Annotated in this window: 13 protein-coding genes; 10 read left to right on the top strand and 3 right to left on the bottom strand. The window is 69.6% G+C overall.

Features of this window, described 5'->3' with window-relative positions; genetic code table 11:
• Positions 1–4 precede the first annotated feature (4 nt).
• Positions 5–685 carry a response regulator gene (locus tag P3L51_RS06265; protein WP_354604046.1) on the bottom strand — a complete coding sequence of 227 codons (681 nt, stop codon included), beginning with the start codon at positions 683–685 and terminating at the stop codon, positions 5–7.
• The gene (locus P3L51_RS06260; protein ID WP_354604045.1) at positions 682–2,415 is read right to left on the bottom strand and encodes a sensor histidine kinase; all 1,734 of its coding nucleotides are present in this window, start codon (positions 2,413–2,415) and stop codon (positions 682–684) included. Before P3L51_RS06260 ends, P3L51_RS06265 begins: the two co-directional genes overlap by 4 nt.
• Positions 2,416–2,776: 361 nt before the next feature.
• Between P3L51_RS06260 and P3L51_RS06255 the strand changes: the two genes are divergently transcribed.
• The 8 genes from P3L51_RS06255 to P3L51_RS06220 all read left to right on the top strand — a co-directional run bounded on the left by P3L51_RS06255 (position 2,777) and on the right by P3L51_RS06220 (position 15,267).
• Positions 2,777–7,063, top strand: coding sequence for a galactose-binding domain-containing protein (locus P3L51_RS06255; protein ID WP_354604044.1), 4,287 nt, complete (start codon positions 2,777–2,779; stop codon positions 7,061–7,063).
• A gap of 126 nt (positions 7,064–7,189) precedes the next feature.
• The gene (locus tag P3L51_RS06250; protein ID WP_354604043.1) at positions 7,190–8,197 is read left to right on the top strand and encodes a LacI family DNA-binding transcriptional regulator; all 1,008 of its coding nucleotides are present in this window, start codon (positions 7,190–7,192) and stop codon (positions 8,195–8,197) included.
• Between the two features lie 285 nt (positions 8,198–8,482).
• On the top strand, positions 8,483–9,904 hold the full coding sequence (locus P3L51_RS06245; protein WP_354604042.1) for an extracellular solute-binding protein: 1,422 nt from the start codon (positions 8,483–8,485) through the stop codon (positions 9,902–9,904).
• A 138-nt stretch (positions 9,905–10,042) separates the two neighbouring features.
• The gene (locus tag P3L51_RS06240) at positions 10,043–11,005 is read left to right on the top strand and encodes a carbohydrate ABC transporter permease (protein WP_354604041.1); all 963 of its coding nucleotides are present in this window, start codon (positions 10,043–10,045) and stop codon (positions 11,003–11,005) included.
• Positions 11,006–11,020: 15 nt separating this feature from the next.
• Entirely contained in the window at positions 11,021–11,950 is a 930-nt protein-coding gene (locus P3L51_RS06235) for a carbohydrate ABC transporter permease (protein ID WP_354604040.1), read from the top strand.
• A gap of 120 nt (positions 11,951–12,070) precedes the next feature.
• Positions 12,071–13,702 carry a glycoside hydrolase family 13 protein gene (locus tag P3L51_RS06230; RefSeq protein ID WP_354604039.1) on the top strand — a complete coding sequence of 544 codons (1,632 nt, stop codon included), beginning with the start codon at positions 12,071–12,073 and terminating at the stop codon, positions 13,700–13,702.
• A gap of 37 nt (positions 13,703–13,739) precedes the next feature.
• Positions 13,740–13,982, top strand: a complete 243-nt coding sequence (locus P3L51_RS06225; protein WP_354604077.1) for a hypothetical protein — start codon at positions 13,740–13,742, stop codon at positions 13,980–13,982.
• 178 nt (positions 13,983–14,160) lie between these two features.
• Entirely contained in the window at positions 14,161–15,267 is a 1,107-nt protein-coding gene (locus P3L51_RS06220) for a CobW family GTP-binding protein (protein ID WP_354604076.1), read from the top strand.
• Between the two features lie 16 nt (positions 15,268–15,283).
• On the opposite strand, the gene P3L51_RS06215 is transcribed toward P3L51_RS06220, so the two are convergent.
• The gene (locus tag P3L51_RS06215; protein WP_354604038.1) at positions 15,284–17,734 is read right to left on the bottom strand and encodes a DNA gyrase/topoisomerase IV subunit A; all 2,451 of its coding nucleotides are present in this window, start codon (positions 17,732–17,734) and stop codon (positions 15,284–15,286) included.
• A gap of 285 nt (positions 17,735–18,019) precedes the next feature.
• Here P3L51_RS06215 and P3L51_RS06210 point away from each other — a divergent pair, with 285 nt between their 5' ends.
• Both P3L51_RS06210 and P3L51_RS06205 read left to right on the top strand, forming a co-directional pair.
• Positions 18,020–19,390: a M16 family metallopeptidase gene (locus P3L51_RS06210; protein ID WP_354604075.1), complete on the top strand. Its 1,371-nt coding sequence runs from the start codon at positions 18,020–18,022 to the stop codon at positions 19,388–19,390.
• Positions 19,391–19,407: 17 nt separating this feature from the next.
• Positions 19,408–20,775: a M16 family metallopeptidase gene (locus P3L51_RS06205; protein WP_354604074.1), complete on the top strand. Its 1,368-nt coding sequence runs from the start codon at positions 19,408–19,410 to the stop codon at positions 20,773–20,775.
• Positions 20,776–20,911: the final 136 nt, after the last annotated feature.

The following is a 20,911-nucleotide window of genomic DNA, read 5'->3' as shown; positions in this document are numbered from 1 at the left end:
CGGGTCAGCCGCTGGTCGCCCACGCGTACCGGTGCTCGGGGCGTCCCGTCTCGCCGTACCGGAGGCTGAGCCGTACCCGCCCCGCCCGCTCCAGCAGTTTGAGATACCGCTGCGCCGTCTGCCGGCTCATCCCCGCGCTCTCCGCGATCTCGTGCGCGGAGAGCGGTCCTTCGGCGCCGAGCAGCACCTGGCGCACCACCTCGGCGGTGCTCGGCGAGTGGCCCTTGGGCAGCTCGGGCGGCGAGGCCGATGCCGACAGCGCGCCGAACATCCGGTCCACGTCGGCCTGCTCGGCCTCGCCGCCGCCCTCCAGCGTGCGGCGCAGCGTCGCGTACGCCTCCAGCTTGGTGCGCAGCCCGGCGAAGTTGAACGGCTTGACCAGGTACTGGAGCGCCCCGTGGCGCATCGCCGACTGGACGGTCGCCACGTCGCGCGCGGCGGTCACCATGATCACGTCGGTCCGGTGGCCGAGCCCGCGCAGATCCCGTACCACCGAGAGCCCGTTGCGGTCGGGCAGATAGTGGTCGAGAAGGATCAGGTCGACGGGCCGCTCGGCGAGCCGGGTGAGTGCCTCCGCCGCCGAGTGCGCCTTGGCGACGACCCGGAAGCCGGCCACTTTCGCCACATAGGCGGTGTTGATGTCGGCGACCCGGATGTCGTCGTCCACGACCAGTACGTCGATCATCGTGTCTCTCCTGTGGTGACGGGCTCCGCCGGATCGCGTACGAGACCGCCCGGTGGCGCCGTGTCCGGCGCGCCGTCCGGTCCGCCGTCGCGGGCGGCGTCCCGTACGGCGTCCGCCGTCCCGGCGAGCGCCTCGGGCAGTACGACGGTGAACTCCGCGCCCCCGTCGGCGGATTCGGCGACGCGCGCGCTGCCCCCCTGACGCTCGGCGAGCCTGCGCACCAGGGCGAGGCCCAGTCCGCGCCTGCCGTGGGAGGGCAGTTCCTTCGTCGTCCAGCCTTCCGTGAAGACCAGTTCGCGCTGCTCCGGCGGGACTCCGGGGCCGCTGTCGGAGATCCGCAGGACGACCGTACGGCCCTCGGCCCGTACCTCCACCTCGATGCGCGGGTCCTCGGAGCCGGCCGCCGCGTCCAGCGCGTTGTCCACGAGATTGCCCAGCACCGTGACCAGCCCCTGCGGGTCGATCAGCCGGTCGGGCAGCAGCGTGGCGGGCGAGATGCGCAGCGAGACGCCCCGCTCGGCGGCGACGGTGGCCTTGCCGACCAGCAGGGCGGCCGGCAGCGGGTCGTGGATCCGCTCGGTGACCTGCTCGGCGGTCGCCCGGTGCACCCCGACGACCTCGGTCACGAACTCCACCGCCTCCTCGTGCATCTCCAGCTCCAGCAGCCCCATCAGCGTGTGCATCCGGTTGGCGTGCTCGTGGTCCTGCGCGCGCAGCGCGTCGATGAGACCGCGGGTGGCGTCCAGCTCCCGGCCCAGCTGTTCCAGCTCCGTACGGTCACGGAGCGTGGCGACCGCGCCGCCGTCGTCGGTCGGCATCCGGTTGGCGATGAGCACCCGGCCGCCGCTCATGGCCAGCAGGTCGTCGCCGGCCACCCGGCCGGCCAGCACGTCGGTGGTACGGCCGGGGCCCAGCACCACGTCCAGCGGCTGACCCGTGGCCTCGGGCCCGAGGCCCAGCAGCCGCTGCGCCTCGTCGTTCATCAGCCGGATCCGTCCCGTCCCGTCGAGGGCGATCACTCCCTCGCGCAGGCTGTGCAGCATCGCCTCGCGCTCCGCGAGCAGCGCCGCGATGTCGGAGAAGGCCAGGTCGTGGGTCTGGCGCTGGAGCCGTCTGGAGATCAGATACGCGGCCAGCGCGCCGACGGCCAGCGCGCCGCCCGCGTACGCGAGCAGTCCGGGGATCGTGGCCAGCAGGCGCTCGCGGACGCTGTCGTACGCGATGCCCACCGAGACGGCGCCGATGATCTTCCCCGACGCGTCGCGCAGCGGGACCTTGCCGCGCGCCGAGCGGCCGAGGGTGCCGCTGTCGATCTCCATGACGTCCTTGCCGGCGATCGCCTCGCTGGGGTCGGTGGAGACGACCTTGCCGATCTGGCCGGTGTCGGTGTGTGACCAGCGGACGCCGCGTCTGTCCATGATCACGACGTATTCGGCGCCGGTGGCCCGTCTGATGCGTTCGGCCTCCGTCTGCACCGGTCCGTCGAGCGAGGGCCCCGACGTCAGCAGCGCCCGCGCCACCGGCTCGGACGCGGTCGTCTCGGCGATGGCGAGCGCCCTGCGCATCGCCTGGTCGTCGAGCTGGTCGCTCAGAGGCCTGAGGAACAGCCCGGTGGCGAGCACGGCGGTGCCCGCGGCGATGGCCAGCTGCATCAGCAGCACCTGGGAGAAGACGCGCCGTGGCCAGCCGAATCGCCGTCGTCGCTGGGGGGTCGTCGGTCCGGCGCTCATGCGTACGAACGGTAGACGGCGCAGGTGTCTTTCTGAAATTTCCAGGATTACGCAAATGGCTTACGTGATCTGCGCGCCGCTTGCAGTGGGGTGAAAGTTCGCTGGAAAGCTGACTGATAGGGGCTGGTGGGTCCGTCTTGGGTGTTTTCGAGCCAGAGAACGGCCGACTTGGTTCTGTCGGATCTGTGGACGCTCTCGCATTTCTCTGCAACTCTCTGACCGCGTAACGCAAAAGATACCGCTCGGCAGTGCAGAAAACGCTTAGCGAAGAAAACGCTTGTCGCATCAGCCAGGTGGCACCAGCCATGCAGACAGAGCCGCGCCTCGCCGCCCCCGCGCCGAGGCCGAAGATCGGGGATACATGAGATCTCACCGTTGGAGATGGCGGGCGCTCTCCGCCGCCGTCACCACCAGTCTCCTGATGGTCGGCGGGCCGTCGCTCACCGCTTCGGCGGCCGACGGTCCCAACATCGCCGCGGGCAGTGCCGCGGCGGCGAGCAGCGCATCGAGCGACCACTCCGCACGGATGGTCGCGGACGGCGATCGGTCGACCTACTGGCAGGGCTCCGGCAAGAGCCTGCCCCAGTGGGTCCAGACCGATCTGGGCTCCGCCGCCCGGATCGACCAGGTCACGCTGAAGCTCCCCGCGGACTGGGAGACCAGACGGCAGACACTCGCCGTCCAGGGCAGTGCCGACGGCACGAGCTTCGCCACCCTGAAGACCTCCGCCTCGTACACCTTCAGCCCGGGCGAGGCCAACGAGGTCAGCATCTCGTTCCCCGCCACCCGGACGCGTTACGTCCGCGTGAACATCACGAAGAACTCGGTCGCGTCCGCGGGCCAGCTCGCCGAGCTCCAGGTCCACAAGGCCGCGGCGGCGTCGGTGAACCTCGCCGCCGGCCGGACGCTCACCGAGAGCAGCCACACCGAGGTGTACGCGGCGTCCAACGCCAACGACGGCAACAAGGCCAGCTACTGGGAGAGCCGTAACGGCGCGTTCCCGCAGTGGCTCCAGGCCGACCTCGGCTCCTCCGTCGGCGTCAACAGCGTCGTACTCAAGCTGCCCGACGGCTGGGAGGCCAGGAGCCAGACCCTCAAGCTCCAGGGCAGCACCAACGGAACGGCCTTCACCGACCTGGCCGCGTCCAAGGCGTACCAGTTCGCGCCCGGGTCCGGGAACACGGTGACGATCCCCTTCGACGCCACCACCACGCGCTACGTACGGGTCCTGGTCACCGCCAACTCCGGCCAGCCCGCCGCCCAGGTCTCCGAGCTGGAGATCTACGGCCCCGAGACGGGCGACACCCAGGCCCCGACCGCGCCCACCGAGCTGGCGTTCACCGAGCCCGCCTCCGGCCAGATCAAGCTGACCTGGAAGGCGTCGACCGACAACACGGCGGTCACCGGCTACGACATCTACGCCAACAACGTGCTGCGCACCAGCGTCGCCGGCAACGTCACCACCTTCACCGACACCCAGCCCGGCAACGCCGACGTCTCGTACTACGTACGGGCCAAGGACGCGGCCGGCAACACCTCGGGCAACAGCAACACCGTCACCCGCAAGCCGCCGGGCGGCGACACCCAGGCGCCGACCGCGCCCACCGGTCTCGCCCACACCTCGCCCTCGCCGACCCAGGTCAAGCTCACCTGGCAGGCGTCGAGCGACAACACGGCGGTCACCGGTTACGACGTCTACGCCAACAACGTGCTGCGCGACAGCGTCGCCGGCAATGTCCTGACCTTCACCGACACCCAGCCGGCCAGCACCACGGTCTCGTACTTCGTGCGGGCCAAGGACGCGGCGGGCAACCAGTCGGGCAACAGCAACACGGTCATCCGCACCGGCAGCACCGGCTCGGTCTCCAACCTCGCCGTCGGCAAGCCGATCAGCGCCTCCTCCGTGGTCCACACGTTCGTCGCGGCCAACGCCAACGACAACTCGACGTCGACCTACTGGGAAGGCGCCGGGGGCAGTTACCCCAACACGCTGACCGTGAAGCTGGGCGCCAACGCCTCCACCGAGAGCGTCGTCGTCAAGCTCAACCCGGACAGCAGCTGGGGAGCGCGCACCCAGAACATCCAGGTGCTGGGGCGCGAGCAGAACGCCACCGCCTTCACCAGTCTGGCCGCCGCGAAGGACTACGCGTTCAACCCGGCCTCCGGGAACCAGGCGACCATCCCGGTCTCCGGGAACGTCGCGGACGTCCAGCTCAGGTTCACCTCCAACACCGGTTCCGGTGCGGGCCAGGTGGCCGAGTTCCAGGTGCTGGGCGAGCCGGCACCCAACCCGGACCTCCAGGTCACTGCCGTGACCGCGTCCCCCGCCGAGCCGGTCGAGTCGAACCCGATCACCCTGTCGGCGACGGTACGCAACAACGGCACCGTGGCCGCGGCGGCGAGCTCCCTCGAATTCCGCCTCGGTGACTCCAAGGTCGGCACGGCGGCGGTGGGCACCCTCGCCCCCGGCGCGTCGGCCAATGTCAGCGCGGCCATCGGTCCGCGCGACGCGGGCAGTTACGAACTCAGCGCGGTCGCCGACGTGGCGGACGCGGTGATCGAGCAGAACGAGACCAACAACACCTACACTGCCTCGGCCCCGCTGGTGGTGAAGCCGGTCGCCAGCTCCGACCTGGTCGCGACGCTCGGCTCCTCCCCGTCCGCCCCGGCGGCCGGTGACACGGTCAACTTCTCCGTCTCGATCAAGAACCAGGGCACCGTCGCCTCCGCGGGCGGCAGCCACGGCATCACCCTGACCGTGCTCAACTCCGAGGGCGCCACGGTGAAGACCCTCACCGGCGCGCACAGCGGAGTCATCGCGGCGGGCGCCACCACGGCGCCGGTCGCGCTCGGGACCTGGGCCGCCGCCAACGGCTCGTACACCGTGAAGGTCGTGCTCGCCGACGACGCCAACGAGGTGCCGGTCAAGCGCGAGAACAACACCAGCACCCAGTCGCTGTTCGTCGGCCGCGGCGCCAACATGCCGTTCGACATGTACGAGGCCGAGGACGGCACCACCGGCGGCGGCGCGACGAAGGTCGGTCCCAACAGGACCGTCGGCGACATCGCGGGCGAGGCGTCGGGCCGCAGGGCCGTCAACCTCGACGCCAACGGCGAGTTCGTCGAGTTCACCACCAGGGCCAGCACCAACACCCTGGTGACCCGCTTCTCCATCCCCGACTCCGCGGGCGGCGGGGGCATCAACTCCACGCTCAACGTCTACGTGGACGGCGTCTTCCTCAAGGCGATCGACCTCACGTCCAAGTACGCCTGGCTCTACGGCGCCGAGGCGGGACCGGGCAACTCCCCGGGCCAGGGCGCGCCCCGTCACATCTACGACGAGGCGAACGTGATGCTGGGCAAGACCGTCCCGGCGGGCAGCAAGATCAAGCTCCAGAAGGACGCGGCCAACAACACCACCTACGCGATCGACTTCATCAACCTGGAGCAGGTCGCACCGGTCGCCAACCCGGACCCCGCCACCTACACGGTCCCGGCCGGCTTCACCCACCAGGACGTGCAGAACGCCCTGGACCGGGTCCGGATGGACAACACGGGCACCTTGAAGGGCGTCTACCTGCCCGCCGGTGACTACCAGACGGCCAGCAAGTTCCAGGTGTACGGCAAGCCCGTACAGGTGGTCGGCGCCGGTCCCTGGTACACCAAGTTCCACGCCCCGTCGACGCAGGACAACACCGACATCGGCTTCCGGGCCGAGGCCGCCGCCGCGGGTTCGTCGTTCAAGAACTTCGCGTACTTCGGCAACTACACCTCGCGTATCGACGGTCCGGGCAAGGTGTTCGACTTCTCGAACGTGCGCGACATCGAGATCGACAACATCTGGAACGAGCACATGGTGTGCCTCTACTGGGGCGCGAACACCGACGACATGACCATCAAGAACTCCCGTATCCGCGACATGTTCGCCGACGGCATCAACATGACCAACGGCAGCACCGGCAACCTCGTGACCAACAACGAGGCGCGGGCCACGGGAGACGACAGCTTCGCGCTGTTCTCGGCGATCGACGCCGGCGGCGCGGACATGAAGGACAACGTCTACGAGAACCTGACGTCGATCCTGACCTGGCGCGCGGCGGGTGTGGCCGTCTACGGCGGCTTCAACAACACCTTCCGCAACATCCACATCGCGGACACGCTCGTGTACTCGGGCATCACGGTCAGCTCGCTGGACTTCGGCTACCCGATGAACGGCTTCGGGACCCAGCCCACGACGATCGAGAACGTGTCGATCGTGAGATCCGGCGGTCACTTCTGGGGCGGGCAGACGTTCCCCGGCATCTGGCTGTTCTCCGCGTCCAAGGTGTTCCAGGGCATCCGGATCAACAACGTGGACATCGTCGACCCGACGTACAGCGGGGTCATGTTCCAGACCAACTACGTAGGAGGCCAACCGCAGTTCCCGATCAAGGACACGATCCTCAGCGACATCTCGATCACCGGTGCGAAGAAGAGCGGTGACGCCTACGATGCCAAGTCGGGCTTCGGGCTGTGGGCGAACGAGCTGCCGGAGACGGGGCAGGGACCCGCGGTCGGTGAGGTGACGTTCAACGGTCTGAGGCTGAGCGGCAACGCGTTGGACGTGAAGAACACGACGCCCAACTTCAAGATCAACATCAACCCGTAGAACAGAGCGCCCCGCCGTGGGCCGTCCGGGGGCTTCCTCGGGCGGCACCACGGCGGCACCCTGGCTGTGCAGGGACTTTACGCTGAGAAGTAAGTAGCTTGCATTGTTTGCGCTAGTCTTGCGTGTATGACGCGACGACTTGCTCAGGTGGCTAAGAAGGTTGGGGTCAGCGAGGCCACGGTCAGCCGGGTGCTCAACGGCAAGCCGGGAGTTTCCCAGGCCACCCGGCAGTCCGTGCTGACGGCGCTGGACGTGCTGGGGTACGAGCGGCCGACCCAGCTGCGCGGCGAGCGCGCCAGGCTGGTGGGCCTGGTCCTGCCCGAGCTGCAGAATCCGATCTTTCCGGCCTTCGCCGAGGTGATCGGCGGCGCGCTGGCGCAGCAGGGGCTCACCCCCGTCCTGTGCACGCAGACCAAGGGCGGCGTCTCCGAGGCGGACTACGTGGAGCTGCTGCTCCAGCAGCAGGTGTCCGGAGTCGTGTTCGCCGGCGGTCTCTTCGCCCAGGCCGACGCGCCCCACGAGCACTACCGTCAGCTCCACGAGCGCAAGATCCCGGTCGTGCTCATCAACGCGCCCATAGAGAATCTGGACTTCCCCACCATCTCCTGCGACGACGCCGTCGCCGTCGAGCAGGCGTGGCGCCACCTGTCGTCGCTGGGCCACGAGCGCATCGGCCTCGTCCTCGGCCCGGCCGACCACGTACCGTCGCGGCGCAAGCTCGCCGCGGCCCTCGCGACCGTGAAGGCGGCGGGGGAGTCCCTGCCCGACGAGTACATCGAGCGGTCGATGTTCTCCCTGGAGGGCGGCCAGGCCGCCGCCGCGCGGCTGCTGGACCGCGGCGTCACCGGCATCATCTGCGCGAGCGACCCGCTGGCGCTCGGTGCCGTACGGGCCGCCCGCCGGCGCGGGCTCGACGTCCCCGGCGAGGTCTCCGTCGTCGGGTACGACGACTCCGCCTTCATGAACTGCACCGAGCCCCCGCTGACGACGGTCCGTCAGCCCATCGAGGCGATGGGCCGCGCCGCGGTGGAGCTGCTGTGCGCCCAGATCCAGGGCGGCGCCGTGCCGCCCGGCGAGCTGCTGTTCGAGCCGGAGCTGGTCGTACGCGGCTCCACGGCGCAGTCGCCGCGCTAGCCACCCACCCGCCTCCGGGCGCCCGTCGGCCCTCAGCGGCCCTCGCAAGCCCCTTCCAGGGCCCCTTCGGGGGCCCTGTGGCAGTCCTGGGGGTCCTGTCTGACAAATCCCGCCCTGTCCAACTCCGGGCCCCCGCACGGCGCTTGGACGATGCGGAAGACTGTCAAACTTTTACGAAAACGGCGCGAGATCTTGCGGTCTCCTGTCGACGGTGGTTGAGTGTGCCGCGCCCCGGCAGAGTTTCAGCCGTGGGCCTTCCACGCTCATGCCCGAAGGGGACCATCGATGAGAAGTGCTGGGTTCCGCCGTATTCGCCGTACCGACCGCACCGCCGCGGCCGCCATTGTCACCGTGCTCGCCCTGACTCTCGCCGCCTGCGGCACGAGCAGCAGCAGCAGCGACGACGACGGCGACTCCGGCGGCGGGTCGTCCGACCCGTCAGCGCCGTTGGACCCGAAGGCCAAGGTGACACTCTCGATCGACTGCATGCCGCCGGCCGCGAAGGCCGCGGAGCTGAAGGAGTGGAACGAGGACGTCAAGGAGTTCAACAAGACGTACCCGAACGTCAAGATCAACGGGAAGTCCACGCCGGGCCAGTGCCTGGAGCCGCCGCGCTTCACCGCGATGCTCAAGGCGAAGTCCCAGCCCGACGTGTACTACACCTACTTCACCGACCTTCAGCAGGTGCTGGACAACGACGGGGCCGAGGACATCTCGGCGTACGTCAACGACAAGTCCGTGCCCGCGCTGAAGGACATCGACCCCAACGTCCTGGACGTGCTGAAGCAGGACGGCAAGCTCTACGGCCTGCCGACCAGCAACTACACCATGGGCCTGCTGATCAACCGGAAGCTCTTCGAGCAGGCCGGACTGGACCCCAACTCGCCTCCCACCACGTGGGAGGACGTCCGTACGGCCTCCGACAAGCTCGCCGAGATCGGCGGCGGGGTCTCCGGCTTCGGTGAGTACAGCGCCGGCAACAACGGCGGCTGGCACTTCACCGCCTCGATCTACGGTCTCGGCGGCGAGGTCGTCGACTCCACGGGCAAGAAGGCCGCGTTCAACACCGACCTGGGCAAGCAGGTCCTGGAGAACCTGCGCACCATGCGGTGGGACGACGACAGCATGGGCAAGACCCAGCTGCTCAAGTGGGGCGACCTCCAGAAGCAGATAGCCACCGACAAGCTGGGCATGTTCCTCGCGGCGCCCGACGACATCACGTACATGGTCCAGCAACTCGGCGCCAAGTACGAGAACTTCGGCATGGGGCCGATCCCCGGTGCCAAGGCGACCCTCTTCGGCGGCAACAACTACATGATCAAGAAGGGCAGTTCGCCCGACAAGATCAAGGCCGCCGTCGCCTGGCAGAACTTCAAGTTCCTCACCCCGGGCAAGGGCCAGTTCGAGTGGGACCGCAGCAAGGCCGACAAGCTCCCCGTCGGACTGCCGCAGCCGAACTTCTGGCTCGGTGACTCCAAGGCCAAGGACGACGCGCTGCGCGGCGAGCACGCCACCATGCCGGTCGAGAACTTCAAGCCCTTCATGGACAACCCGGTCAAGGGCAAGGCCGAGCCGCCCAAGGCGCAGGAGATCTACAAGATCCTCGACGTCGCGATGTCCGGCGTGCTGACCAACAAGGACGCGGACGTCGACAAGCTCCTGTCCACCGCCGAGAAGCAGGTCAACCAAGTCCTGGCGACTCAGTAACGGACGTGCGGGACCGGGTCACGCGGACCCGGTCCCGCCGACGGGCCCGGCCCCCGACCGGGGGCCGGATCAGCCCCGAACCGACGTTCCGTCCGTCTGCGAGCCACCGAGTCTGCGCACCGGCACCGAGGAGAGACCATGTCGGCCCCCACCCTGTCCAAGAGCGAGGCGACCCCGCCGAGCCACGGACGCCCCGGCTCCACCACCCGGACGGACTCCGCCCGCGAGGAGTTCGTACGGTCCGTGCGCCGCAATCTCTCGGCGCACGGGTTCCTGATCGGAGCCGTACTCTGCTTCTCGTTCTTCTCCTGGTATCCGATGGTCAGGGAATTCATCCTGGCCTTCCAGAAGAACGAGAACGGGAAGACCACCTGGGCCGGCTGGTCCAACCTCACGTACATCTTCAACGACCCGGCCTTCTGGCAGGCGTGGCGCAACACGCTCCTCTTCACCGGTCTCGCGCTGCTGCTGGGATTCATCGTCCCGTTCCTCATCGCCGTCGTGCTCAACGAATTCCGGCACGGCCAGGGATATCTGCGGCTGCTCGTCTATCTCCCGGTGATGCTTCCGCCGGTCGCCTCCGTGCTGCTGTTCAAGTACTTCTACGACCCCGGATACGGCCTGTTCAACCGCATTCTGGAAGTCTTCGGGCTGCCCGCCCAACAGTGGCTCCAGGACACCGACACGGCCATGCTCTCCGTGGTCATCGCCGCGACCTGGATGAACATGGGCGGCGCCACCCTGATCTACCTCGCCGCGCTCCAGGGCATTCCCGGTGAGCTGTACGAGGCGGCCGAACTCGACGGCGCGGGAATCCTCCGCAAAATCTGGCACGTCACCATCCCGCAGACCAAACTCATTCTCTCGCTGATGCTGCTCATGCAGATCATCGCGACGATGCAGGTATTCACCGAGCCTTTCCTGCTCACCAACGGGGCCGGGCCGGAAGGGTCGACGACGACGGTCGTCTATCTCATCTACCAGTACGCGTTCAACTTCAACAACTACGGCAGTGCGGCGGCACTCGGACTCGTCCTGCTCGTACTCCTCGCGGGTTTCTCCGCCGTGTACGTGCGACTCAGCCGCAGCAGCGAAGACTAGGAGGGGAGAGAAGGCATGACAGCGAACACGCTCATACCCCGGCGCAAGCGAGCCGCCACCGTCGAGGTCGCCCGCCCGCGGACCCTGATCTCACCGGCCCAACTGGGCAGATCGCGCGGCAGGACGGTCTACTGGATCGTCTTCGCCCTGGTGGTCCTCGTCTTCACCCTGGTCTTCCTCGGGCCGCTCTACTGGATGGTCACCGGCGGTCTCAAGACCACCCAGGAAGTGGTGCAGAGCCCCCCGACGGCCTTCCCCACCTCCGTACACCCGGAGAACTACGAGCAGGCCTGGAAGGTCATGGACCTGGCCAAACTGCTCTTCAACACCCTGTACTACGCGTTCGGCGCGCTCGCCTTCCAGCTGATCTTCGATGTGGCCGCCGCCTACTCGCTCTCCAAACTGCGGCCGATCTTCGGCAAGGCCATCCTCGGCCTGATGCTGATGACACTGATGATCCCGGCGACCGTCCTCGTCGTACCCCAGTACCTCACCGTGCTCGACGTACCGATCATCGAACGGAACCTGCTCAACTCGCCCTGGGCGATCTGGCTGCCGTCCGTCACCAACGCCTTCAACATCTTCCTGCTCAAGAGATTCTTCGACTCGATACCGCGGGAGCTGCTGGACGCGGCGGCCATCGACGGGGCATCGGCGACACGCACCCTGAGATCCGTGGTGCTGCCGATCTCCCGGCCGATCCTCGGAGTCGTGTCGATCTTCGCGGTCGTGGGGGTCTGGAAGGACTTCCTCTGGCCGATGCTGACCCTGCCCGATCCGAGCAAACAGACCCTGAACGTGGGCATCTACTCGCTCGCGAGCGGTGTACCGGAGAACGTCCTGATCGCCGCGCTCACCATCGCGTCCGTCCCGACGCTGCTCATCTTCCTGCTCTTCCAGCGCAACATCATGAGCGGTCTGACCGCGGGCGGCCTCAAGGGCTGATCGTCCTCACCGCTCCGTAGGACCTACTCCCCACCAGCGCTCCGCCGCCTGCCCTCCCATCCAGTGCCCCGTTGTCCGGGGGCCGGCGGCGGAGTACCACCTGCCCGAAAGGACCGTCACGTGGCAGCCATCCAGCCGGCCGAGGCCACCGTCGAATGGTGGCGCGACGCCGCCATCTACCAGGTCTACGTACGCAGCTTCGCCGACGGCGACGGCGACGGCACCGGCGATCTCGCCGGCGTGCGGTCCAGGCTGCCGTATCTCGTGGAACTGGGCGTGGACGCACTGTGGTTCACCCCCTGGTATCTCTCGCCGCTCGCCGACGGCGGCTACGACGTGGCCGACTACCGCACCATCGACCCGGCCTTCGGCACCCTCGCCGAGGCGGAGAAACTGATCGCCGAGGCCCGTGAACTGGGCCTCCGCACGATCATCGACGTGGTGCCCAACCATGTCTCCGACCAGCACGTCTGGTTCAAGGCGGCGCTGGCGGCCGGACCGGGCAGCCCCGAGCGCGAGCTGTTCCACTTCCGCCGGGGGCGCGGTGCGGACGGCGAACTCCCCCCGAACAACTGGGTGTCGGAGTTCGGCGGCGTCCCCTGGACCCGGCTGGACGACGGCGAGTGGTATCTGCATCTGTTCGCCACCGGACAGCCCGACCTCAACTGGGCCCACCCGGCGGTCCGCCGGGAGCACGAGGACGTGCTGCGCTTCTGGTTCGACCGGGGTGTGGCCGGCGTACGGATCGACTCCGCCGTCCTGCCCGCCAAGGACCCCGGCTTGCCCGACTTCACGCCCGGTGTCGACGCCCACCCCTTCGTGGACCGCGACGAACTCCACGACATCTACCGCTCGTGGCGCGCCATCGCCGACGAGTACGGCGGCATCTTCGTCGGCGAGGTCTGGCTCCCCGACGCCGAGCGCTTCGCCCGCTATCTGCGCCCCGACGAACTGCACACCGCCTTCAACCTCAGCTTCATGTCGTGCCCGTGGGACGCGGACCTGCTGCGGACCGCCGTCGACGACACGCTCGCCGAGCACGCGCCGGTCGGCGCCCCCGCCACCTGGGTGCTCTGCAACCACGACGTCACCCGCACCGCGACCCGCTACGGGCGCGAGGACACCCGCTTCGACTTCGCGGCCAAGACCTTCGGCACCCCGACGGACCTGGAGCTGGGCACCAGACGGGCCCGCGCCGCCGCGCTGCTCTCGCTGGCGCTCCCCGGCGCCGTGTACGTCTACCAGGGCGAGGAACTGGGCCTGCCCGAGGCCGACATCCCGCGTGACCGCATCGAGGACCCGATGCACTTCCGGTCCGGCGGTACGGATCCGGGCCGGGACGGGTGCCGCGTACCGCTGCCCTGGACGGCCGACGCGCCGTACGCCGGCTTCGGGGGAGACGCCGAGCCGTGGCTCCCGCAGCCGGATTCCTGGGCGAAGTACGCGGCGGATCTTCAGGAGGGCGACCCGGGATCGATGCTCAGCCTGTACCGGGAGGCGCTGCGGCTGCGCCGTACGGAGCCCGGATTCGCCGTCCGGGCGTCGGGGGACAGCGCCGAGGCCCCGCTGTCCTGGCTGCCCTCCGGCCCCGGTGTCCTCTCCTTCACCCGCACCGACGGCCTGATCTGCGTCGTCAACCTCGCCGGGCCCGCCACGGAGCTTCCCGGCCACACAAGCGTTCTGCTGACCAGCGGCCCCTTGGACGACGAGGGGAGGCTGCCGCAGGACACCGCGGCCTGGCTGCGGAGCTGACCCCGCCGCCGAACCGACCGGCCCGTGCCCCCCGACCGTGAAGTGCCGCGGCCGGGGGGACTCCACCGAGGCGTTCCGCGAGGCCGTCGCCGCCGCGAAGGGTGGCGTCGTGGGGATCCCGCCGGGCGAGTTCACGCTGACCCGGTCGCTCGGCGGCGCGGCCACCTTCAGGGGCGTCACGGCGACGGACGTGGGGGTCGCCGGTACGTACCAACTGCCCGTACCCGGCGGGCAGCGGCACCTTCGAGATCAGCGACGGCGGTGGCGACTCCGGCTGTGACACGGCCTGGGAGGACCGCGCGGTGTGGCCCGGGCCGGCGCGACAGGGGAGACGGGGCGCGCTCGACGGCCCCGTCCTGAGACGCCTCTGTCCGCTCCTATCCTGGAGCGGGCAGGCGTACGGCTCTGCCGCGACCTCCTACGGAAGACGGAGCACGGCCTTGAATCCGAGGACGGCCTTGAATCCGAGCACGGCCGGCAGGCAGATTCCGGTGGTCGTCCTCGCGGGCTTCCTCGGCTCGGGCAAGACGACCCTGCTCAACCACCTCCTGCGGCGCCGGGGCGGCAACCGCGTCGCCGTCGTCGTCAACGACTTCGGCGCCGTCGAGATCGACGCCATGACCGTCGCGGGCCAGGTCGGCTCCACGGTCTCCATCGGCAACGGCTGCCTCTGCTGCGCCGTCGACGCGAGCGAGCTGGACGGCTATCTGGAGCGGCTCAGCCGCCCCGCCGCGCGGATCGACATCATCGTCATCGAGGCGAGCGGTCTCGCCGAACCCCAGGAACTCGTCCGGATGATCCTCGCCGGCGACAATCCGCGCACCGTGTACGGAGGGCTCGTCGAGGTCGTGGACGCGGCCGAGTTCGACGCCACCCGTGAACGGCACCCCGAGACCGACCGGCACCTCGCCATCGCCGACCTGGTCGTCCTGAACAAGACCGACCGCGTCACACCGGCCGAACACGAGCGCGTCCTCGGGGTGATCGGGACGCTCGGACCGGGGGCGGCTGTGGTCTCCGCGTCGTACGGGAGGATCGACCCCGGCCTGCTCTTCGACCCCGCCGCGCGCCCCGCCGAGGAGGAGAAGGTCCGCCAGCTCTCCTTCGAGGATCTGACGGCCGACGAGGACCAGGAGCACGCGGACCACCCGCACACCGCGTACGAGAGCGTGTCGTACGACGAACCGGCCGCCATGGACCCGCGCCGGCTCATGGCCTTCCTCGACTCGCGGCCGGAAGGGCTCTACCGCGTCAAGGGCTTCGTGGACTTCGGCGCGGCGGACCCGGGCAACCGGTACGCCGTACACGCCGTGGGCCGCTTCCTGCGCTTCTGTCCGGAGCCCTGGCCACGGGGCGCCGAACGCCGCACCCAACTCGTGCTCATCGGCTCCGGCATCGACCGCGACGCCCTCGGTAAGGAGTTGACGGTCTGCGCCGTCACCGCGAGCGATACCGACAGCGGCGCCGAGGCCGCCGAGGCAGGCCCGGACGAGTCCGCCATGTGGGGCGTCCTGCGCTACGTACGGTCCGGGCCGGCGGCCGGGGAGGCCGCCGACCCGGTCTGAGCGTGGACCGCCTCCGTCAGCTCGCCGGACCGGCCAGTACGGCGACGACCGACGGCGGCGGCGTACCCGAACCGTCCCTGCGCGGATCCAGCTCCGGCAGCTGGGCCGGCGCCCCGTTCTTCTGCGCCGCCCGGGCCGGGGCCGCGCCCGCCCAGGCGAAGGTCAGCAGATCCTCACCCTTGAGGAACCGCTGGCAGCGCACCCCGCCGGTGGCCCGCCCCTTGCGCGGATACTGGTCGAACGGCGTGAGCTTCGCCGTCACCTCCGAGTCGTCCAGCGTGCCGTGCGAGCCCGCGACCGTGTAGACCACCCCGTCGCCCGCCGGATCGACCGCCGTGAAGGAGATCACCGAGGCACCGTCGGTCAGCTTGACGCCCGCCATGCCCCCGGCGGGCCGGCCCTGCGGCCTGACCTGCGAGGCCTGGTAGCGCAGCAGTTGGGCGTCTGAGGTGATGAAGACCAGATCCTCCTCGCCCGTACGCAGCTCGGCCGCGCCCACCACCCGGTCACCCTCCCGGAGGCTGATGACCTCCAACTCGTCCTTGTTGGACGGGTAGTCGGGGACGACCCGCTTGACGACGCCCTGGAGCGTGCCCAGCGCCAGGCCGGGCGACGACTCGTCCAGCGTCGTCAGACAGACCAGATCCTCGTCCGGCTCCAGCGTCAGGAACTCCGCGAGCGGCGCCCCGCCCGAGAGATTCGGCGCGGAAGCGGTGTCGGGCAGTTGGGGCAGGTCGATGACGGAGATCCGCAGCAGCCGTCCGGTCGAGGTGACCGCGCCGACCTCGCCGCGCGCCGTCGCGGGCACCGCCGAGACGATCACGTCGTGCTTCACCCGCTTGCCGTCGCCGCTGCCCAGCGGCCCGCCGTTGGCCGTACGCGCCAGCAGCCCGGTGGAGGACATCAGCACCCGGCACGGGTCGTCGGCCACCTCCAGCGGCACCGCGGCGACCGGCGAACTGCCCGACTCCAGCAGCACCGTGCGCCGGTCGGTCCCGAACTTCTTCGCCACCGTGGCCAGTTCGGAGGAGACGAGCTTGCGCAGCTCGGCGTCCGACTCCAGGATCCCGGTCAGCTCGTCGATCTCTCCGTTGAGCCGGTCGCGCTCGCTCTCCAGCTCGATCCGGTCGAACCGGGTGAGCCGGCGCAGCGGCGTGTCCAGGATGTACTGCGTCTGGATGTCGCTCAGCGAGAAGCGCTCGATCAGCCGCTCCTTGGCCTGCGCCGAGTTGTCGCTCGACCGGATGAGGCGGATGACCTCGTCGATGTCGATCAGCGCGACGAGCAGCCCCTCGACCAGATGCAGCCGGTCGCGCCGCTTGGTCCGGCGGAACTCGCTGCGCCTGCGCACGACGGTGAACCGGTGGTCGAGATAGACCTCCAGCAGCTCCTTGAGCCCCAGCGTCAGCGGCTGGCCGTCCACCAGCGCCACGTTGTTGATGCCGAAGGTCTCCTCCATCGGCGTCAGCTTGTAGAGCTGCTCCAGCACCGCCTCGGGGATGAAGCCGTTCTTGATCTCGATGACCAGACGCAGCCCGTGCATCCGGTCCGTGAGGTCCTTGACGTCGGCGATGCCCATGAGCTTCTTCGCCGAGACCAGGTCCTTGATCTTGGCGATCACCTTCTCCGGGCCGACGGCGAAGGGCAGTTCGGTGACGACGAGGCCCTTACGGCGCGCGGTGACGTCCTCCACGGTGACCGTGGCGCGGATCTTGAACGTCCCGCGCCCGTTCTCGTACGCGTCCTTGATGCCCTGGAGACCCACGATCCGGCCGCCGGTGGGCAGGTCGGGCCCCGGCACGTACCGCATCAGCGTTTCCAGGTCGGCGCCCGGGTGCTTGATCAGATGCCGGGCGGCGGCGATGACCTCGCCCAGATTGTGCGGCGCCATGTTCGTCGCCATACCGACGGCGATCCCGGAGGCGCCGTTGACCAGCAGGTTCGGATACGCGGCGGGCAGGGTGACCGGTTCTCGCTCCTGGCCGTCGTAATTCGACTGGAAATCGACGGTGTCCTCGTCGATCGACTCCGTCATGAGTGACGTGGCGTCAGCCATCCGGCACTCCGTGTACCGCATCGCGGCCGGCGGGTCGTCGTTACCGAGGGAGCCGAAGTTGCCGTGCCCGTCGACGAGCGGCAGCCGCATCGAGAACGGCTGCGCCATCCGGACGAGGGCGTCGTAGATCGACGCGTCCCCGTGCGGGTGCAATTTACCCATCACCTCGCCGACGACGCGGGCGCACTTCACATAGCCGCGGTCGGGGCGCAGGCCCATCTCGTTCATCTGGTACACGATGCGGCGGTGCACCGGCTTCATACCGTCCCGGGCGTCCGGCAGGGCGCGGGAGTAGATCACCGAGTACGCGTACTCAAGGAAGGAGCCCTGCATTTCATCGACCACGTCGATGTCGAGGATCTTCTCCTCGAAGTCCTCCGGCGGCGGGGTCTTCGTGCTGCGGCGGGCCATCGCTGCTGCGGCTCCTTCACAGGTCTGTGCGGGTCTGGGCGGACAACTAGAGGAACTGACGCCGACCATTGTGGCCCGCCGCACCGACAACGCCGACCTCGACCCGTCGTTGAACGGTCCGAGACGCCGTTTCCGGCGCCCCCGTACGAGCCCGTCGAGCGTCGGTCACGGGCCGATGGCGAGTCCTCGCCGCTTCCCCGGACACGGGAACTTCGCCAGGCGCGGGCACGCTTGCATACAGTGGCAGGACTTCTCCATATCGCGATCGAAGGGACGTACATGCCCATGGGTCACACGGCCACAGCGCAGGCCAGTTCCGGCGGCCTGACAGCGACCGAGCACCGGCTCGCCAACGGACTGCGCGTGGTGCTCTCCGAGGACCACCTGACCCCGGTCGCCGCGGTCTGCCTCTGGTACGACGTCGGCTCACGCCACGAGGTCAAGGGCCGTACGGGCCTCGCCCACCTCTTCGAGCACCTGATGTTCCAGGGCTCGAAGCAGGTCAAGGGCAACGGTCACTTCGAGCTGGTCCAGGGCGCCGGCGGCTCGCTCAACGGCACCACCAGCTTCGAGCGCACCAACTACTTCGAGACCATGCCCACCCACCAGCTGGAGCTCGCCCTCTGGCTGGAGGCCGACCGCATGGGCTCGCTGCTCTCCTCCCTGGACGACGAGGGGATGGAGAACCAGCGCGACGTCGTGAAGAACGAACGCCGCCAGCGTTACGACAACGTGCCCTACGGCACCGCCTTCGAGCGCCTGACCGCGCTCTCCTACCCCGAGGGCCACCCGTACCACCACACCCCGATCGGCTCGATGGCCGACCTGGACGCGGCGACCCTCGACGACGCGCGGCAGTTCTTCCGTACGTACTACGCGCCGAACAACGCGGTGCTGTCGGTCGTCGGCGACATCGACCCCGAGCAGACGCTCGCCTGGGTCGAGAAGTACTTCGGCTCGATCCCCGGCCACGACGGCAAGCAGCCGCCGCGCGACGGCTCGCTGCCCGAGACCATCGGCGGGCAGCTCCGTGAGGAGATCCACGAGGACGTCCCGGCGCGCGCGCTGATGGCCGCCTACCGGCTGCCGCAGGACGGCACCCGCGAGGCCGACGCCGCCGACCTGGCGCTCACCGTCCTCGGCGGCGGCGAGTCCTCGCGTCTGCACAACCGCCTGGTGCGCCGCGACCGTACGGCCGTCGCCGCCGGATTCGGGCTGCTGCGTCTCGCCGGCGCGCCCTCGCTGGGCTGGCTGGACGTGAAGACGTCCGGCGGCGTCGAGGTCCCGCAGATCGAGGCCGCGGTCGACGAGGAGCTGGCCCGGTTCGCGGCCGAGGGCCCCACGGCCGAGGAAATGGAACGCGCCCAGGCCCAGTTGGAGCGCGAGTGGCTCGACCGGCTCGGTACGGTCGCGGGCCGCGCGGACGAACTGTGCCGGTACGCGGTGCTGTTCGGCGACCCGCAGCTGGCCCTGACCGCCGTCCAGCGGGTGCTGGACGTCACGGCCGACGAGGTGCGCGCGGTGGCCGAGGCCCGGCTGCGCCCGGACAACAGGGCGGTGCTGGTCTACGAGCCGACGACCGCCGACGACGAGGACGCCGCTTCCGACGAGATCACCGACGAGACCCTCGACCAGCACGAAAAGGCGGACCAGTGACCGACGCTGCCGTGACCATGGAGTTCCACCCGCAGCCGACGGCCGGAGAGGCCAGGCCCTGGGCGTTCCCCGCACCTGAGCGCGGCGCGCTGCCCAACGGCCTGACGGTGCTGCGCTGCCACCGCCCCGGCCAGCAGGTGGTGGCCGTCGAGATCTCCCTCGCCGCCCCGCTGGAGGCGGAGCCCGAGGGCCTGGACGGTATCGCCACGATCATGGCCCGCGCGCTGTCCGAGGGCACCGACAAGCACACCGCCGAGGAGTTCGCCGCCGAGCTGGAGCGCTGCGGCGCCACGCTCGACGCGCACGCCGACCACCCCGGCGTCCGGGTCTCCCTGGAGGTCCCGGTCTCCCGGCTGCCCAAGGCGCTCGGCCTGCTCGCCGACGCCCTGCGCGCGCCGCTGTTCTCCGAGAGCGAGGTCGGCCGGCTCGTCACGAACAGGCTGGACGAGATCCCGCACGAGCAGGCCAACCCGGCCCGCCGCGCGGCCAAGCAGCTCTCCAAGGAGCTGTTCCCGGCCACCTCGCGCATGTCGCGTCCGCGCCTGGGCACCGAGGAGACCGTCGGACGCATCGACGCGAAGGGCGTCCGCGCCTTCTACGACGCGCATGTCCGCCCCGCCACCGCCACCGCGGTGATCGTCGGCGACCTCACCGACGTCGATGTCGACGCGCTGCTCGCCGAGACCCTCGGCGACTGGACGGGCGACACCTCGGAGCCGCGCCCCGTGCCGCCGGTGACCGCCGACGACACCGGCCGGGTGGTGATCGTGGACCGGCCCGGAGCCGTCCAGACCCAGCTCCTGATCGGCCGCGTCGGTCCCGACCGGCACGACCGTGTCTGGCCGGCCCAGGTGCTCGGCACGTACTGCCTGGGCGGCACGCTCACCTCCCGGCTCGACCGGGTGCTGCGCGAGGAGAAGGGCTACACCTACGGCGTGCGGTCCTTCGCGCAGGTGCTGCGCTCCGACCCGCAGGGCACGGGCGCCTCCATGCTCGCCATCAGCGGCTCCGTGGACACCGAGTCGACCGGGCCCGCGCTGGACGACCTGTGGAAGGTCCTGCGTACGCTCGCGGCCGAAGGACTGACGGACGCCGAGCGTGAGACGGCCGTACAGAATCTGGTCGGGGTCGCGCCGCTGAAGTACGAGACGGCCGCGTCCGTCGCGGACACGCTCGCCGACCAGGTCGAGCAGCACCTCCCGGACGACTTCCAGGCGCAGCTGTACGCGCGCCTGGCCGAGACCGGCACGGTCGAGGCGACGGCCGCCGTCGTCAGCGCCTTCCCGGGCGACCGGCTCGTCACGGTGCTCGTCGGGGACGCCTCGGTGATCCGGGAGCCGATCGAGGCCCTGGGTATCGGCGAGGTGAAGGTCGTCACCGGCTGAGGCCGACGACGCCCCACGCGGCGACCGCGCGAAACGGATAAAGGGAACCCCGGTGACGAACCTGTCGCCGGGGTTCCCCGCTATGTCCGCATTCAGGAGGACGTTGCCTGAATGCCCTGTGGCGTGCGCTACAAAA

Source organism: Streptomyces panacea (assembly GCF_040560175.1).
GTDB lineage: Bacteria > Actinomycetota > Actinomycetes > Streptomycetales > Streptomycetaceae > Streptomyces > Streptomyces panacea.
This window is presented reverse-complemented; position numbering and strand designations above follow the sequence as displayed.

Coding starts and splice junctions, on each gene's coding strand:
- P3L51_RS06265 (WP_354604046.1), bottom strand. CDS start 685: ATGATCGACGTACTGGTCGTGGACGACGACATCCGGGTCGCCGACATC.
- P3L51_RS06260 (WP_354604045.1), bottom strand. CDS start 2,415: ATGAGCGCCGGACCGACGACCCCCCAGCGACGACGGCGATTCGGCTGG.
- P3L51_RS06255 (WP_354604044.1), top strand. CDS start 2,777: ATGAGATCTCACCGTTGGAGATGGCGGGCGCTCTCCGCCGCCGTCACC.
- P3L51_RS06250 (WP_354604043.1), top strand. CDS start 7,190: ATGACGCGACGACTTGCTCAGGTGGCTAAGAAGGTTGGGGTCAGCGAG.
- P3L51_RS06245 (WP_354604042.1), top strand. CDS start 8,483: ATGAGAAGTGCTGGGTTCCGCCGTATTCGCCGTACCGACCGCACCGCC.
- P3L51_RS06240 (WP_354604041.1), top strand. CDS start 10,043: ATGTCGGCCCCCACCCTGTCCAAGAGCGAGGCGACCCCGCCGAGCCAC.
- P3L51_RS06235 (WP_354604040.1), top strand. CDS start 11,021: ATGACAGCGAACACGCTCATACCCCGGCGCAAGCGAGCCGCCACCGTC.
- P3L51_RS06215 (WP_354604038.1), bottom strand. CDS start 17,734: ATGGCCCGCCGCAGCACGAAGACCCCGCCGCCGGAGGACTTCGAGGAG.
- P3L51_RS06210 (WP_354604075.1), top strand. CDS start 18,020: ATGGGTCACACGGCCACAGCGCAGGCCAGTTCCGGCGGCCTGACAGCG.
- P3L51_RS06205 (WP_354604074.1), top strand. CDS start 19,408: ATGGAGTTCCACCCGCAGCCGACGGCCGGAGAGGCCAGGCCCTGGGCG.